This is a genomic window from Bradyrhizobium sp. BR 1433 (assembly GCF_051547665.1).
Lineage (GTDB): Bacteria > Pseudomonadota > Alphaproteobacteria > Rhizobiales > Xanthobacteraceae > Bradyrhizobium > Bradyrhizobium australafricanum.
Window position 1 is genome coordinate 4332209 of sequence record NZ_JBPUGG010000001.1, and the last position, 14967, is coordinate 4347175.

Consider the following 14967-nt stretch of genomic DNA (forward strand, 5'->3'; position numbering starts at 1 on the left):
ACTGGGTTTGTAAAAAGTACATCACTGCCGCCGCCGAAAAGGCTAATCCGGCCAGATCAGCTCCTGCAACTGCACGAAGTCATCGACCCGGTCCGGCCAGCCCGCGATGCAGATGTGCCGGAGCGGATCGCTGGCAGAGTGCAGCATCATGAGCGCCATCAGCCGCCGCTTCAGGGTGAACGTCACCTCGCTGCGCGGGATGCCGAAGCCGTCGAACAGGCTGCGCACAAGCCGCGGATGCCCGGCGGCCATGAAGGCGCTGGGACCGAGCAGGTCGTACTCGCCCCACCCCGTGCGGACGTCGCCGAAGTCGAACAGGCCGGCGACGTGCCAGCCGTCGGCCCGGCGCCCGAGCAGGAAGTTCTCCGGGATGTACTCGCCGGTCAGGATCACCGGCGGCGCGTTCATCGGGATCAACTCGGCGGCGTCACGCAGCAGATCGTCGAGCGAGGTGAGGAATTTCGCCGGCAGGCCGAGCCGCTCATGCCGCGCCCGGCACTGCCCGATCTGCCCGCGCATGAAGGCCTCCCAGCGCGGCTCGAGCGCGAGCAGGCTGCCGGGCGGCACGCGCTGCACCTCGGCAATCACGGCCCCGATCTGGGCGAGCACCCGCTCCCGCTCGGCTTCCGGCAGCGATGGCCACACCTCCGAACCGACGGTGCCGGCGAGGTGCGTGATGACGAGATACGGCCAGCCGTCGCGCTCGCCCTCCGCGACCAGGTCGGGAATCGGAATGCCGAGCCGTCCGCGCAACCCGGCAAGCGCGCCGCGCTCGGACACGAATTGCCGGCGCAGAAACGGCGGGAAGAGTTTGAGGATCAGGCCATCGTCCAACGCGACGACGAGGTTGGTGCCGGTCGAGAACACATGCGGCGCGAGGCACGACAGCCCGTGGCCATCGGCAATATCGCGCACGACCGGCAACCAGCGCGACGTGTCGCTGCGCCAGGCACGGTAAGTGTCGTAGTCGGTGAGGAGTGGAAGGGATAGCATTTCAAGGAATCTCGTAGCCCAATCTATCCCCGTCATCCTGAGGTGCGAGCGGAGCGAGCCTCGAAGGATGAATCGGCCCGACTGGTGGCCGTCGATCCTTCGAGACGCCGCTTCGCGGCTCCTCAGGATGACGGAGAAACAGTTGAGCAGTCTGGATGCCCCTCACCGGTCCGGGTTGGCGCGCTCGAACTGGCGCAAGAGGCGGTTGCCGCGCTCGACGGCGTTGTCCATCGCGGCTTGCGCCGATCGCTTGCCGGCGAACACCTGCTCGAGCTCCTCCTCGATCACGTCGCGGATCAGGACGAACGAGCCGAGGCGGATGCCCTTGGAGTTATCGGTCGGCGGCTTCAGCGTCACCTCCTCGATCGAGATCGAGGCGCCGGGATTGCGATCATAGAAACCCTGCGCGCGGGTCAGATCGAATGCGGCGCGGGTGATCGGCAGGTAGCCCGTGTTCTGGTGCCAGGTGGCCTGCACCTCCGGTCGCGACAGATAGGCGAAGAACTTCGCCACGCCGGCATATTCGGCGCGCGGCCGGTCGCGCAGCACCCACAGCGTCGCGCCGCCGATGATCGAGTTCTGCGGTGCGCCCTGCACGTCGGGTTCGTACGGCATCATGCCGTAGCCGACCTCGAATTTGGAATTCGCCCTGATGTCGGCGCGCGTGGCCGACGAGCCGATGAAGATGCCGCACTCCCCTTTTTGGAAGCGCGGCTCGGCCGCCTGGCCGCGGCCGCTGTAGTCGAAGGTCTTGTCGGCCTGCCACTGCGCGAGCTGCGCGATGTGGCGCACCACCAGCGGATTGTTGAAGATCAGCTGGGCGTCGAGCCCGGAAAACCCGTTGGCCTTGGTTGCGATCGGCAGGTTGTGGAAGGCGGAGAAGTTCTCGACATTGATCCAGGACGGCCATGACGTGGTCACGCCGCACATCGCGCCCGCCGCGCGCAGCCGCTTGGCCGCGAGGCCGAGCTCCGGCCAGGTCCTCGGCGGCACGCTCGGATCGAGCCCGGCGGAGCGGAACATATCCTTGTTGTAGTAGAGAATCGGCGTCGAGGCATTGAAGGGGAACGACAGCATGTTGCCGTCGACATCGGCATAATAGCCGGCCACCGCGGGCAGATAGGCCGACGGCGCGAATGCCTCGGACTGATCGCGCATCAGCTCGAACACCGGATAGATCGCGCCGCGGGCCGCCATCATGGTTGCGGTCGCGATCTCGTTGACCTGAACGATCGCCGGCTGGCTGTGCGATCGGAAGGCGAAGATCGCCGCGGTGACGGTCTCGGTATAGTTGCCCTTGTAGGCGGGCACGATCCGGTAGTCGGATTGCGAGGCGTTGAAATCGGCGGCAAGCTTCTCGAGCTGCTTGCCGAGCTCGCCCGACATCGCGTGCCACCACATGATCTCGGTGGCCGCTCGCGCCGGCGACACAAGCAGAAGAGCCGCGACGACGAGGTGCAGGAGCTTAAAGGCGAACTTCACGACGAGCCGTTCCCGGATGCCAACACGCCCTCATAAGGCGCTACAACCGCAGATTCAACCGACACCGCAGGTTGCACCGCGGATTTAACGTTTGGCCGATGGCGAACCAGCGCCATTCTGCTAAAAATGCGTTGAACCTTTTCTTCCCGCCCTGGACACAATTCACAAGGGGAATAGTAGCCTGTGTACCGCCGCGCCGGCCTTTCGCGGATAACGATGCTTGCCGTCGCGCTGTCATGGGCAGCGGTCCCGGCGAGCGCTTTTGCGCGCGAATTCCGGACCGCCGATACCCAGAACGAGGACTATCCGACCGTCCAGGCGCTGAATTACATGGACCGCCTGATCGCCGAACGCACCGCCGGCCGGCACCGCATCGTGGTCTTCCATTCCCGCCAGCTCGGTGAGGAGAAGGAGACGCTGGAGCAGACCCGGGCCGGCGCCATCGACTTGAACCGGACCAATGTCGCGCTGATCGGGACAATGGTGCCGTCGGTCAACGTGCTGGCAATGCCGTTCCTGTTTCGATCGCCCGAACACCTGCAAACCGTGCTGGATGGACCGATCGGCAGCGAGATCCTGAACAGTCTCGGGGATCACGGCTTCGTCGGGCTGGCCTTCTACGATTCCGGCGCCCGCTCGATCTATAACAGCCTGCGCCCGGTGCGTTCGCTCGACGACCTCAAGGGACTGCGGGTGCGCGTGCAGCAGTCCGAACGGATGTCGGACATGGTGCGCGCGCTCGGCGCCCAGCCGGTCCAGATGCCCTACGGCCAGGTGCTGACCGGATTCGCCACCGGGCTGATCGACGGCGCCGAGAACAACTGGGCGTCCTTCGTCACCACCGGCCACTACAAATATGCCGGCTACTACACGCTGACCCGGCACACTTTCAGTCCGGACGTGCTGCTGATGTCGCAAAAGGCCTGGGCCAGCCTCTCGCCGGAGGAGCAAACGATCTTCCGCGAGGCCGCGCAACGCTCCAGCGCCTACATGCGCGAGAGGTGGCGCGAGCTCGAGGAGCGCTCGCGCCAGCAGGCGGAGTTCGCCGGCGTCAAGATCGTGACCGACATCGACCGCAAGCCGTTCGAAGCTGCAATGGCCGGCATCTACGCCAAGGCCGAGCGCGATCCTGCGGTATCAGCGCTGATCGAACGCATCCGCAACATGGAGTAACCGGATCTTGGACGCACCAGAGCAGGACGGGACTGTGAGACGGCGGGCGGCCTTCGGGCCGCAGGGCCGTTTCCGCATCGTCCAGTTGCTGCGTGCGGTCCCGATCCGCTGGCGCATCCTTTCGATCGCCCTGCTCAACTCCGCGGTCGTGATCGTGCTGGCGGTGCTGATCTGGAACGGCTCGAAGGTGCTCGGCTCGGCCTGGGAGGATGTCCGCCAGGTGCGGGAATCCGACAAGATCCTGGCCAAGCTCGAAAGCGAGACCAGCCGTCTGCAGAACCTGATCCATCGCTACATCAATCAGCCGAGCCCGGACCTGTTCGCGGAAATCCTGCTGCTCCGCGAGGCCGTGCTCGGCACGCTGACCAACCGGGCCTCGACCGACCCGATGCTGTCAGGCTCGGTCGAGCAGCTGGAGCGCGTCACCAGCCGTTTCCTCGACGGCTTCGGCGAACTGCGCACCGTGCAGACCAGGATCGCCAAGACCTATGACGAGCAGGTGCTGTCGCCGACCAAGGACATGGCCGGGCTCTATTCGATCATCGAGGGCGCCACCGGCCATCGCGATGCGCTGATCTGGCCCGCGCTCGGCAAGTCGCGCGAAGCGTTCACCTCGCTGCTGGTCGCCGCCAACGCCTACTACCTCTCGCTTGCCTCCTCGTCGGCCGAGGAAGCCCGCCGCAACATCGATACGATCGAGCGGACGATTCCCGTCATGACCGATCTGGCCGAGAACGATCTGCAGCGCATGGCGCTGGCGCGGCTCAAGGTCAAGACCGCCGAGCTGCGCGACGGGCTCGGCAAGCTCAGCGAGCAGCTCACCAACCGCACCGATCTGCTGCGCAACTCGATCGACGCCAGCCAGGCCGATGCGATCGGCGCGATCGACGATCTCTCGGTGAAGATGCGCCAGCGCGAGCAGAAGGCGCAGGAGACGTTCGACAAGACGCTGACCTCGATCTCGCGCCGGGTGCTGTCGATTGCCGTGATCTTCCTCGGCGTCATCATGTCGGCCGGCGTCATGATCGCGCTGTCGATCCGGCTGCCGCTGGCGCAGATCATGGCCGCGATGCGCACCATCACCTCGGGTGACCTCGACCGGCCGGTGCAGGGCACGTCGGCCAAGGACGAGGTCGGCGCCATGGCGCGCGCGGTCGAAGTGTTCCGCGAAAACGCGATCGCCAAGCGCAAGACCGAGGACGAGCTGCGCACCGCCAAGGAGGAGGCCGAAAGCGCGCTGCTCGAGCTCAATACCGCGCAGCAGAACCTGATCGATGCCGAACGCCTCGCCGCGCTCGGCGGCCTCGTTGCCGGCGTCGCCCATGAGGTCAACAACCCGATCGGCATCAGCCTGACGGTCGCGTCGAGCTTTGCCCGCCGCAGCGAGATGTTCGAGAACGATTTGAAGACCGAGCCGCTGCGCCGCTCCAGGCTCGACGAGTTCGTCCGCGCCTCGCGTGATGCATCGCAACAACTGGTCTCGAACCTGACGCGCGCCGGCGAGCTGATCCAGTCGTTCAAGCAGGTCGCCGTCGACCGCTCGCATGCCGAGCGCCGCCAGTTCGCCTTGAGCGAATCCACCGACCAGATCGTGGCGAGCCTGCGGCCGGTGCTGAAGAAGGCCGCGATCGCGCTGTCGGTCGATGTGCCCGAGGGGCTCTTGATCGACGGTTATCCCGGCGCCTATGGGCAGATCTTAACCAATCTTTTCCTCAACGCCGTCAATCATGCCTTTGCCGATGGCCGCTCCGGCACCATCACCATCTCGGCGCGCGGGCGCGGCGCCGACGATGTGGAGATCATCTTCGCAGACGACGGGGCTGGGATGACGCCGGACGTGCAGCGGCAGGCGTTCGACCCGTTCTTTACGACGCGCCGCAACGAAGGTGGTACGGGCCTTGGCCTCCACATCGTCTATAACCTCGTCACCCAGCAGCTCGGTGGACGCATGATGCTGGAGTCAAGGGTAGGACAAGGCACCACTTTTCGCATTATCATGCCCAGGATCGCCAAGGGGGCTGCCAAGGGCGAGCCCACGATCGCTGACGCAGCAGCCGACGGAACCAGTCAATGGCCGAACAGGACGATGTCCTCCAACTGATCGACGATACCGAGAGCCCGCCGGAGGACTCGTCGGCCCGCAAATGGAAGATCGCCGTCATCGACGACGATCATGCCGTCCATGAAGGCACCCGTTTCGCGCTCAGCGATTACAACCTGAACGGTTCGACGCTGGAGATCCTCTCGGCCTACTCTGCGGCCGAAGGCCGCACGCTGATGCGGGACAACCCCGACATCGCGGCCGTGCTGCTCGACGTCATCATGGAGACCGACGTCGCCGGCCTCGAGCTCGTCGAGTTCATCCGCAACGAGATCAAGAACGAGACCGTGCGCATCATCCTGCGCACCGGCCAGCCCGGCCAAGCGCCGGAGCGGCGCGTCATCGTGCAATACGACATCAACGACTACAAGGCGAAGACCGAGCTCACCGCCGACAAGCTGTTCACGTCGCTGACCGCCGCGCTGCGCAGCTACCAGCAGCTCGAGCGCATGGTGCAGACGCGGCGCGGGCTCGAGATCATCATCGACGCGGCCTCGACGCTGTACGATTTCAAGTCGATGCAGCGGCTGGCCGAGGGCGTGCTGACCCAGCTCGCCTCGCTGCTCAACGTCGACTGCGCCGGCATTCTGGTGCTGCGCGACGACGGCAATTCGGCGGCGGCCGATTTCTCGGTGCTGGCCTGCTCGGGCTGCTACAGCCGCTTCATCGGCACCACCTCGTCGAAGGCGCTCGATCCGGATCTGCGGCACATGGTGGAGGAAGCATTCCAGCGCCGCAAGAACGAGTTCGCCGACCACCGCAGCGTGCTCTATTCGCGCACCGGCAGCGGCCGCGAGGTCGTGGTGCTGCTGCAGGCCGAGCGCCAGCTCTCCGACACCGACCGTGCGCTGGTCGAGATCTTCTCGAGCCGGCTGTCGATCGCGTTCGACAATGTGATCCTCTACCAGCAGCTGCACGAGGCCAACACCCAGCTCGAGGACCGCGTCGCGCAGCGCACCCGCGCGCTGATGCAGGCCAACCGGCGGCTCTCGGCGCAGTGGCTGCGGCTGCAGCGCGCCAACGGCTTCAAGAACGAGATCCTCGGCACCGTCGCCCACGATCTGAAGAACCCGCTCGGCGTGATCCTCGGCCGCACCGAGATGCTGACCGAGCTGATCGGCGCCGGCTCGCCGAAGGAAAACGTCACATCGCAGGTCGAGCACATAAGGGATGCCACCAAGCGGCTGACCTCGATGGTCGACCATCTGATCTCGGACGCGATGGCCGACGCCTTCGACATCACCATCCGCCGCGAGCCGGTCGACGTCGCGGCCCTGGTCAACGAGGTCACCGAGGCCAATTTGCCTTCGGCCGTCAACAAGCAGCAGAGCATCTCGGTCTCGGGGCCGCAGCAATTCGTCACGATGTGCGACGCCGACCGCATCCGCGAGGCGATCGACAACCTCGTCAGCAACGCCATCAAATATTCGCCGATCGGCGGCAAGATCACGGTCACGGTCAGCCATGAGGGCGACGACACCGTGATCCGGATCGCCGACCAGGGCCCCGGCCTCAGCCCGGAGGATCTCGGCCGGCTGTTCGGCCGGTTCCAGCGGCTGTCGGCCAAGCCGACCGCGGGCGAGAGCTCGACCGGGCTCGGGCTTTCCATTGTCAAGCGCATCATCGACATGCATGGCGGCCATGTGACCGCGCAGAGCCCGGGCCCCGGACAGGGGTCGACCTTTACGGTTACACTGCCGGCGACAGAGACATCATGAGCCAGAACCCGCATATCTTCATCGTGGACGATGAGGCACCGGCCCGCGAAATGGTCGGCGATTACCTCAAGATGCACGGCTTCGGCGTGACGCTGTGCGACGGCGGCAAGAGCCTGCGCAAGGAGATCGAGGGCTGCACGCCCGATCTCGTGGTGCTGGACCTCAACATGCCCGAGGAAGACGGGCTGTCGATCATTCGCGACCTCAAGAGCAAGATCAACGTCCCCGTCATCATGCTGACAGCTACTGCCAGCCCGATCGACCGGGTGGTCGGGCTGGAGCTCGGCGCCGACGACTACGTGGCCAAGCCCTGCGAATTGCGCGAGCTGATGGCGCGCATCCGCTCGGTGCTGCGGCGGAGCGGCCCGGCGAAAGCGGCGGCGCCGGAACCGGCGAGCGCGAAGGCCGAAAAGGAGCAGCTGGTTCGGTTCGGCACCAAATGGCTCGATCTCGAGGCCCAGGCGCTGCGCGACGACGAGGGCAACGAGCATCCGCTGACGGCTTCCGAATTCGGCCTCCTGAAAGTGTTCGCGGCCAACCCGAAGCGGGTGCTGTCGCGCGAGCGGCTGCTGGAACTCGCCAATGCGCGCGACGCGGAAGCCTTCGACCGCGCCGTCGACCTGCGCATCATGCGCATCCGCCGCAAGATCGAATTCGACCCGACCAAGCCGTCGGTGATCCGCACCATCCGCGGCGGCGGCTACCTGTTCTCGCCGACCGGCGACAAGGCGTAGTCTTCTCGATGTCGTCCCGGCGAAGGCCGGGACCCATACGCCGCGGCGGTCGTAAGAGGCAAGCGGCACGACGATCTTCTGACTATTCCCGCTTGTGGTTATGGGTCCCGGCCTTCGCCGGGACGACGATTTGGCTGTGCGACACACCCAGAATCCACACAGCAAAGGCTGTCAATCCGCGCAAAAATCCCTAAGTTTCGGCCATGCCGAAAACAGCCTCCAAAGCCCCCGCCAAGCCCGCATCGAAGACCGCCCCCAAGCCCGTTGCCGCCAAGGCCACGGCGAAGGGCGACCATGTCTTCCTGGTCGACGGCTCGTCCTACATCTTCCGCGCCTACCACGCGCTGCCGCCGCTGAACCGCAAATCCAACGGGCTGCAGGTCAACGCCGTGCTCGGCTTCTGCAACATGCTGTGGAAGCTGCTCCGCGACATGCCCGAGGACAACCGGCCGACGCATCTGGCGATCGTGTTCGACAAGTCGGAGATCACGTTCCGCAACAAGCTCTATCCCGACTACAAGGCGCACCGGCCGCCGGCCCCCGACGACTTGATCCCGCAATTCGCGCTGATCCGCGAGGCGGTGCGCGCCTTCGAACTGCCCTGCCTCGAGCAGGTCGGCTTCGAGGCCGACGATCTGATCGCGACCTATGCGCGGCTCGCCAGCGAGCGCGGCGCGACCACGACGATCGTGTCATCGGACAAGGATCTGATGCCAGCTTCGTCAACGACAAGGTCGTGATGTACGACACGATGAAGGATCGCCGCATCGGCCGCGACGAGGTGATCGAGAAGTTCGGCGTGCCGCCGGAGAAGGTGGTCGAGGTGCAGGCGCTGGCCGGCAACTCCACCGACAACGTGCCCGGCGTGCCCGGCATCGGCATCAAGACCGCCGCGCAGCTGATCATCGAATATGGCGATCTCGATCAGCTACTGTTCCGCGCCGGCGAGATCAAGCAGCCGAAGCGGCGCGAGGCGCTGCTCGAGAATGCCGAGAAGGCGCGCATCTCGCGCCAGCTGGTGCTGCTCGACGACAAGGTCGAGCTCGAAGTGCCGCTCGACGACCTCGCCGTGAACGAGCCCGACTCGCGCCGGCTGATCGCCTTCCTCAAGGCGATGGAGTTCACCACCCTCACCCGCCGCGTCGCCGACTACGCGCAGATCGACCCGGCCAATGTCGATGCCGATCCCGGCAACAAGAGCGGCGCGAGCGTGTTCTCGCCGCTGCCGCCGTCGGATGTGACGCCGGCGCCCGGAGACGCTCCGGCATCGGCCGCGGCGCCGCTGCCGAAAGCCAAGCCGACCGGTGCGCGTGACGACAAGAATTCGAGCCGCAAGGGCACGCCGGCGACGCTGGCCGAGGCCCGCGGCGAAGCGATCCGCAAGACCGGCTTCGACCGCAAGGCGTATCGGGCGATCGGCAGCCTCGATCAGCTCAACGCCTTCATCGCCCGCGTGCCCGACACCGGCTATGTCGCGATCGAGGCGATGTCGGAATCGATCGACCCGATGCAGGGCGAGCTCTCCGGCCTTGCGCTGGCGCTGGCGCCAAACGATGCGTGTTACGTCCCGCTCAGCCACAGGCAGGCCGGCGGTGGCGCGGGCCTGTTCGATGCCGGCCTCGCACCCGGCCAGATCAAGACCGCCGAGGCGCTGGCGGCGCTGAGGCCGCTGCTGGAGTCCGTTGGAATCCAGAAGGTCGGCTTTGACGTCAAGTTCACCTCGGTGATGCTGGCGCAGCACGGAATCACCCTGCGCAACATCGACGATGCGCAGCTCATGAGCTACGCGCTCGATGCGGGCCGCGGCTCGCATGCGCTGGAGGCGCTCGCCGAGCGCTGGTTCGGCCACGCCGTCGTCAATTACGGCGGCCTCGTCGGCAGCGGCAAGGGCAAGCTGACCTTCGATCAGGTCACGATCGACAAGGCCGGCGAATATGCGGCCGAAAGCGCCGACGTGATCCTGCGGCTGTGGCGGGTGCTGAAGCCGCGTCTCGTCGCCGAGCGGATGGCGACGGTGTATGAGACGCTGGAACGGCCGCTGGTCTCGGTGCTGGCGCGGATGGAACGGCGCGGCATCTCGATCGACCGCCAGGTGCTGTCGCGCCTGTCGGGCGATTTCGCCCAGACCGCGGCGCGCGTCGAGGCTGAGATCCAGGAGATCGCCGGCGAGCCGGTCAATGTCGGCAGCCCGAAGCAGATCGGCGACATCATCTTCGGCAAGATGGGATTGCCCGGCGGCAGCAAGACCAAGACCGGCGCGTGGTCGACCACCGCGCAGGTGCTCGACGAGCTCGCCGAGCAAGGCCACGAATTCCCGAAGAAGATCCTGGAGTGGCGCCAGGTCTCGAAGCTGAAATCGACCTACACCGACGCGCTGCCGACCTACGTCAATCCGCAGACCCATCGTGTCCACACCACCTACGCGCTGGCCGCGACCACGACGGGCCGGCTGTCGTCGAACGAGCCGAACCTGCAGAACATCCCTGTTCGTACCGAGGACGGCCGCAAGATCCGCCGCGCCTTCATCGCGACGCCGGGCCACAAGCTGGTGTCGGCCGACTATTCCCAGATCGAGTTGCGGCTGCTCGCCGAGATCGCCGACGTGCCGGTGCTGCGCCAGGCCTTCCGCGACGGGCTCGACATTCACGCCATGACCGCATCCGAAATGTTCGGCGTGCCGATCAAGGACATGCCGAGCGAGGTGCGCCGCCGCGCCAAGGCGATCAATTTCGGCATCATCTACGGCATCTCGGCGTTCGGCCTCGCCAACCAGCTCGGCATCGCCCGCGAGGAGGCCTCGGCCTACATCAAGAAATACTTCGAGCGCTTCCGGGCATCCGCGCCTATATGGACGAGACCAAGGACTCCTGCCGCCGCAACGGCTATGTGACGACGCTGTTCGGGCGCAAGTGCTATTACCCCGACATCAAGGCCTCGAACGCCTCGGTGCGTGCCTTCAACGAACGCGCCGCGATCAATGCGCGCCTGCAGGGCACCGCGGCCGACATCATCCGCCGCGCCATGATCCGCGTCGAGGACGCGCTCACCGAGAAAAAGCTCTCGGCGCAGATGCTCTTGCAGGTGCATGACGAACTGATCTTCGAGGTGCCCGACGACGAGGTCGCGGCGACGCTGCCGGTGGTGCAGAAGGTGATGCAGGACGCACCCTTCCCGGCGGTGATCCTGTCGCTGCCGCTGCAGGTCGACGCCCGCGCGGCGAACAATTGGGACGAGGCGCATTAGCCGCTCCTTCGCCTCTCCCCGCTTGCGGGGAGAGGTCGGATCGCTCTTGCGATCCGGGTGAGGGGGTACAGGTCTCACCTCGGTCCTTGCACGTTGAGAGAACCCCTCACCCCCTCAGAGCGAGCTTCGCTCGTCTCGACCCCGCATCCGCCTTCGCCCGAAGGCGGGCTTCGGCGGACAAGAGAGCGGGGCGAGGGAGCGCACCGCCGCCGCCGCGACATTGCTCCGAGAGCAATTCCAGCATGGCCGCGCGACTGACCACGCGCTAGAAGCGTGCGCATCCCTCGCGAGACCTGTCATGCCCCACACCTCCGCTTTGCTCGGCTTTGCGCTCATCTGCCTTGGCATGGTGCTGACGCCGGGGCCGAACATGATCTACCTGATCTCGCGCTCGATCACGCAGGGGCCCGCGGCGGGCATCGTCTCGCTCGGCGGCGTGGCGCTCGGCTTCGTGTTCTACATGCTGTGCGCGGCATTCGGCATCACCGCATTGCTGTTTGCGATTCCCTACGCCTATGACGCGCTGCGCTTTGCCGGCGCGGGCTATCTGCTCTGGCTGGCGTGGCAGGCATTGAAGCCCGGCGGCCGCTCGCCGTTCCAGGTCAAGGCGCTGAAGGTCGACGGCCCGCGCAAGCTGTTCGCGATGGGCTTCGTCACCAATCTGCTGAACCCGAAGATCGCGATGCTTTATCTGGCGCTGCTGCCGCAGTTCATCGATCCCGCCGGCGGCAGCGTGCTGACGCAGTCGCTCGCGCTCGGCTCGATCCAGATCGTGATCAGCGTCAGCGTCAACGCGATGATCGCGCTCGCCGCCGGTTCGATCGCGGTGTTTCTCGGCACTCGCCCGACCTGGCTCCTGGTGCAGCGCTGGCTGATGGGCACGGTGCTCGCACGGCTGGCGATGAAGATGGCGCTCGAGGCGCGGCGGGCCTAGCGAGTACCCTCTCCCCCTGTGGGAGAGGGTGGCTTCGGTGCTTCGCATCGAAGCCGGGTGAGGGGTCTCTCTCCACGAATTCACTCGCGGAGACAACCCCTCATCCGGCGCTTCGCGCCACCTTCTCCCACAAGGGGAGAAGGAAGAGGCACGGACTGCCCCTCAATCCAGCTTCGCCTCCATTCCCCGCTTCGTCGCCGGGCGAGCCATCAGCGTCTCGTACCAGCGCTTGACGTTGGGGAAGTCGGCCAGCTCGACCTTGTGGCGCGGATGGCGCCAGGCCCAGCCGAGGATGGCGAAATCGGCGACCGAGAGATCGCCGGCGACGAATTCGCGCTCCTGAAGCCGGCGGTCGAGCACGCCGTAGAGCCGCCGCGTCTCGGCCATGTAGCGCTTCAGGCCATAGGCGCGGTCCTGCTCGTTCTCCAGCGCGATGAAATGGTGCACCTGGCCCGGCATCGGGCCGAAGCCGCCCATCTGCCACATCAGCCACTCATAGACCGGGATCCGCTCCGCCAGCGGCTTCGGCAGGAACTTGCCGGTCTTCTCGCCGAGATAGAGCAGGATCGCGCCGGACTCGAAAATGCTGACCGGTTTGCCGCCGGGCCCATCCGGATCGACGATCGCCGGGATCTTGTTGTTCGGGCTGATCGCAAGGAAGGCAGGCGCCATCTGCTCACCCTTGCTGATGTTCACCGGGATCACCTTGTAGGGCAGCCCCATTTCCTCCAGCGCCACGGAGATCTTGCGGCCGTTGGGGGTGTTCCAGGTGTGCAGCTCGATGGTCATTTCCGCTTCCCGTGCAAGTGTTTGGGCAAGTGTTGGCCGAGTGTTTGGCGCTTGCTTACGGGGAACGGAACGGCCGCACAACCGCGCTTTCCGGAAAGCACGCCCGCGGAAATCGCGGCTTGAGCACTGTTGACGGCCCGATTTCCACGCTGGAATGTGCCGGTAAGCGTGGATAGATTGCCGCCCGCCTCAAACCCTCAAAGGGAAAAGTCTTTGTCCAAATCAGCCTCCCGCGCCCGCCTCGCCGAGATCATCCGCAAGCGCTCGTTCGGCCGCGGCGAGATCACGCTAGCGTCGGGCCGCAAGAGCGACTTCTATTTCAACCTGAAGCCGACGATGCTCGATCCCGAGGGCGCGGCGCTGCTCGCCGAGCTCACCTATGAAGCGCTGAAGGACGACAAGCTCGATTTCGTCGGCGGGCTCGAGATGGGCGCGGTGCCGCTCGCCGGCGCCATCGCGCAACTGTCGTGGCTGAAGGGCCACCCGATCGCGGCGTTCTTCGTGCGCAAGAAGCCGAAGGAGCACGGCGCGAAGCTGTCCGTCGAAGGACTGGCCAAGGGCGAGAGCCTGGCGGGCAAGCGGATCGTCATCGTCGAGGACGTCACCACGACAGGCGGCTCGGCGCTGAAGGCGGTGGAAGCCGTGCGCGAGGCCGGCGGCGAGATCGCCCTGGTCTTCACCATGGTCGACCGCGAGGAAGGCGCCACCGAGACGTTCGCCGAAGCCGGCTTGCCGTTCCGCGCGCTGTACAAGGCTGGCGAGTTCCTGAAGGGCTGAGTTTATTCCCTCCCTCTCCCCGCAAGCGGGCGAGGTGGAAGGGGCGGTTCGCGCGACCTCGCCTTCCTGTGACGCCGTCACTTCAAATCGATCGCTCGTTTACCATCGCGCACTACTGTGAATCCGCCGGGGCAGCGCGTCGCCGCGGCGTGGCGCGTCGGGTGGAGTTGGCGTTGCGTACAGAGTTGAGTGATCGGCGCATGCGGCGCCGCGTGATGCTGGCCGCCGCGGCCTTTGCGGGTTCCGTCCTGGTGGTGCCCGCGCCTGTCTCGGCCGAAGGGCTGTTCGACTTCTTCTTCGGCGGTTCCCAGAAGCAGCAGAGCCGGCAGGCGCCGCCGCAGGCCAATTTCTTTGCCGATCCGTTCGGCCTCAACCAGCAGGCTGAGCGGCAACCGTCCGCCCCCATCTCGGCGCCGCGCGTGGCCGGTTCCGGACCGGCGTATTGCGTGCGCAGCTGCGACGGCAAGTATTTTCCGCTGACGATGCGCGGCAACGCCACGCCGGCGCAGCTCTGCCAGGCGTTCTGTCCGGCGAGTGCGACCAAGGTCTATTACGGCAGCCATATCGACAGCGCCGCATCGACCGCCGGCGAACGCTACGCCGACAGCGAGAACGCCTTCGCATATCGCAAGGCGTTGCGCGCCGACTGCACCTGCAACGGCCGTGACCCGGCGGGGCTCGCGCCGGTCGACCTCGCGCTCGATGCCTCGCTGCGCGCCGGCGACGTGATCGCGACCACCGACGGCCTCGTCGCCTATACCGGCATCCGCGTCGGCAACGAGCAGTCGTTCGACTTCACGCCGGTTGCCTCCTATCCCGGACTGACTTCGGCGGTCCGCGCGCGGCTCGGCGAAATGAAGGTCGCCCCGGTCAGCGCCGAGATCGCGGGCGACGCGCCGCTGCCGGAAACCAGAAGCGATGTCGCGCCGTCGCCGCCGTCGTCTGTTGCGCCGAAGGGCAACGCCGCAAAGCCCGCCAAGCGGGCCGAAGCGAACTGACGGCGCGAGCCGTCATTCCAGGGCG

The 14967-nt window shown here is 66.1% G+C and carries 10 protein-coding genes and 1 pseudogene; 8 read left to right on the forward strand and 3 right to left on the reverse strand.

Features of this window, described 5'->3' with window-relative positions; all coding sequences use genetic code 11:
* Positions 1-42: 42 nt before the first annotated feature.
* Both ACSKB9_RS21120 and ugpB read right to left on the reverse strand, forming a co-directional pair.
* Positions 43-993, reverse strand: coding sequence for an aminoglycoside phosphotransferase family protein (locus tag ACSKB9_RS21120; protein WP_438075470.1), 951 nt, complete (start codon positions 991-993; stop codon positions 43-45).
* 162 nt (positions 994-1155) lie between these two features.
* Positions 1156-2475: a sn-glycerol-3-phosphate ABC transporter substrate-binding protein UgpB gene (gene ugpB / locus ACSKB9_RS21125; protein WP_438075472.1), complete on the reverse strand. Its 1320-nt coding sequence runs from the start codon at positions 2473-2475 to the stop codon at positions 1156-1158.
* 216 nt (positions 2476-2691) lie between these two features.
* Here ugpB and ACSKB9_RS21130 point away from each other — a divergent pair, with 216 nt between their 5' ends.
* The 6 genes and pseudogenes from ACSKB9_RS21130 to ACSKB9_RS21155 all read left to right on the forward strand — a co-directional run bounded on the left by ACSKB9_RS21130 (position 2692) and on the right by ACSKB9_RS21155 (position 12378).
* Positions 2692-3648 (forward strand): TRAP transporter substrate-binding protein, encoded by a 957-nt coding sequence (locus ACSKB9_RS21130; protein WP_438075474.1) that lies wholly within the window; start codon positions 2692-2694, stop codon positions 3646-3648.
* Between the two features lie 34 nt (positions 3649-3682).
* Complete coding sequence (locus ACSKB9_RS21135) at positions 3683-5749, forward strand: sensor histidine kinase (RefSeq protein ID WP_176936741.1); 2067 nt, start codon at positions 3683-3685, stop codon at positions 5747-5749.
* Positions 5719-7467 (forward strand): ATP-binding response regulator, encoded by a 1749-nt coding sequence (locus ACSKB9_RS21140; protein ID WP_057019490.1) that lies wholly within the window; start codon positions 5719-5721, stop codon positions 7465-7467. The genes ACSKB9_RS21135 and ACSKB9_RS21140 overlap by 31 nt, the downstream gene beginning before the upstream one ends.
* Positions 7464-8201, forward strand: a complete 738-nt coding sequence (locus tag ACSKB9_RS21145) for a response regulator (RefSeq protein WP_028333805.1) — start codon at positions 7464-7466, stop codon at positions 8199-8201. The genes ACSKB9_RS21140 and ACSKB9_RS21145 overlap by 4 nt, the downstream gene beginning before the upstream one ends.
* A gap of 203 nt (positions 8202-8404) precedes the next feature.
* A pseudogene (polA, locus tag ACSKB9_RS21150) lies at positions 8405-11444 on the forward strand (DNA polymerase I).
* Positions 11445-11742: 298 nt separating this feature from the next.
* Entirely contained in the window at positions 11743-12378 is a 636-nt protein-coding gene (locus ACSKB9_RS21155; protein ID WP_438075477.1) for a LysE family translocator, read from the forward strand.
* Between the two features lie 162 nt (positions 12379-12540).
* Here the strand turns inward: ACSKB9_RS21155 and ACSKB9_RS21160 are convergent, their stop codons facing one another.
* Complete coding sequence (locus tag ACSKB9_RS21160; protein WP_229189680.1) at positions 12541-13167, reverse strand: glutathione S-transferase family protein; 627 nt, start codon at positions 13165-13167, stop codon at positions 12541-12543.
* A 213-nt stretch (positions 13168-13380) separates the two neighbouring features.
* Here ACSKB9_RS21160 and pyrE point away from each other — a divergent pair, with 213 nt between their 5' ends.
* A complete protein-coding gene (gene pyrE, locus ACSKB9_RS21165; RefSeq protein ID WP_028333809.1) occupies positions 13381-13944 on the forward strand; it encodes an orotate phosphoribosyltransferase in 564 nt (187 codons plus the stop codon).
* A 200-nt stretch (positions 13945-14144) separates the two neighbouring features.
* Positions 14145-14942 (forward strand): DUF2865 domain-containing protein, encoded by a 798-nt coding sequence (locus ACSKB9_RS21170; protein WP_438080321.1) that lies wholly within the window; start codon positions 14145-14147, stop codon positions 14940-14942.
* The last annotated feature ends 25 nt before the right edge of the window (positions 14943-14967 follow it).

Coding starts and splice junctions, on each gene's coding strand:
- ACSKB9_RS21145 (WP_028333805.1), top strand. CDS start 7,464: ATGAGCCAGAACCCGCATATCTTCATCGTGGACGATGAGGCACCGGCC.
- ACSKB9_RS21170 (WP_438080321.1), top strand. CDS start 14,145: ATGCGGCGCCGCGTGATGCTGGCCGCCGCGGCCTTTGCGGGTTCCGTC.
- ACSKB9_RS21120 (WP_438075470.1), bottom strand. CDS start 993: ATGCTATCCCTTCCACTCCTCACCGACTACGACACTTACCGTGCCTGG.
- ACSKB9_RS21140 (WP_057019490.1), top strand. CDS start 5,719: ATGGCCGAACAGGACGATGTCCTCCAACTGATCGACGATACCGAGAGC.
- ACSKB9_RS21160 (WP_229189680.1), bottom strand. CDS start 13,167: ATGACCATCGAGCTGCACACCTGGAACACCCCCAACGGCCGCAAGATC.
- ACSKB9_RS21130 (WP_438075474.1), top strand. CDS start 2,692: ATGCTTGCCGTCGCGCTGTCATGGGCAGCGGTCCCGGCGAGCGCTTTT.
- ACSKB9_RS21155 (WP_438075477.1), top strand. CDS start 11,743: ATGCCCCACACCTCCGCTTTGCTCGGCTTTGCGCTCATCTGCCTTGGC.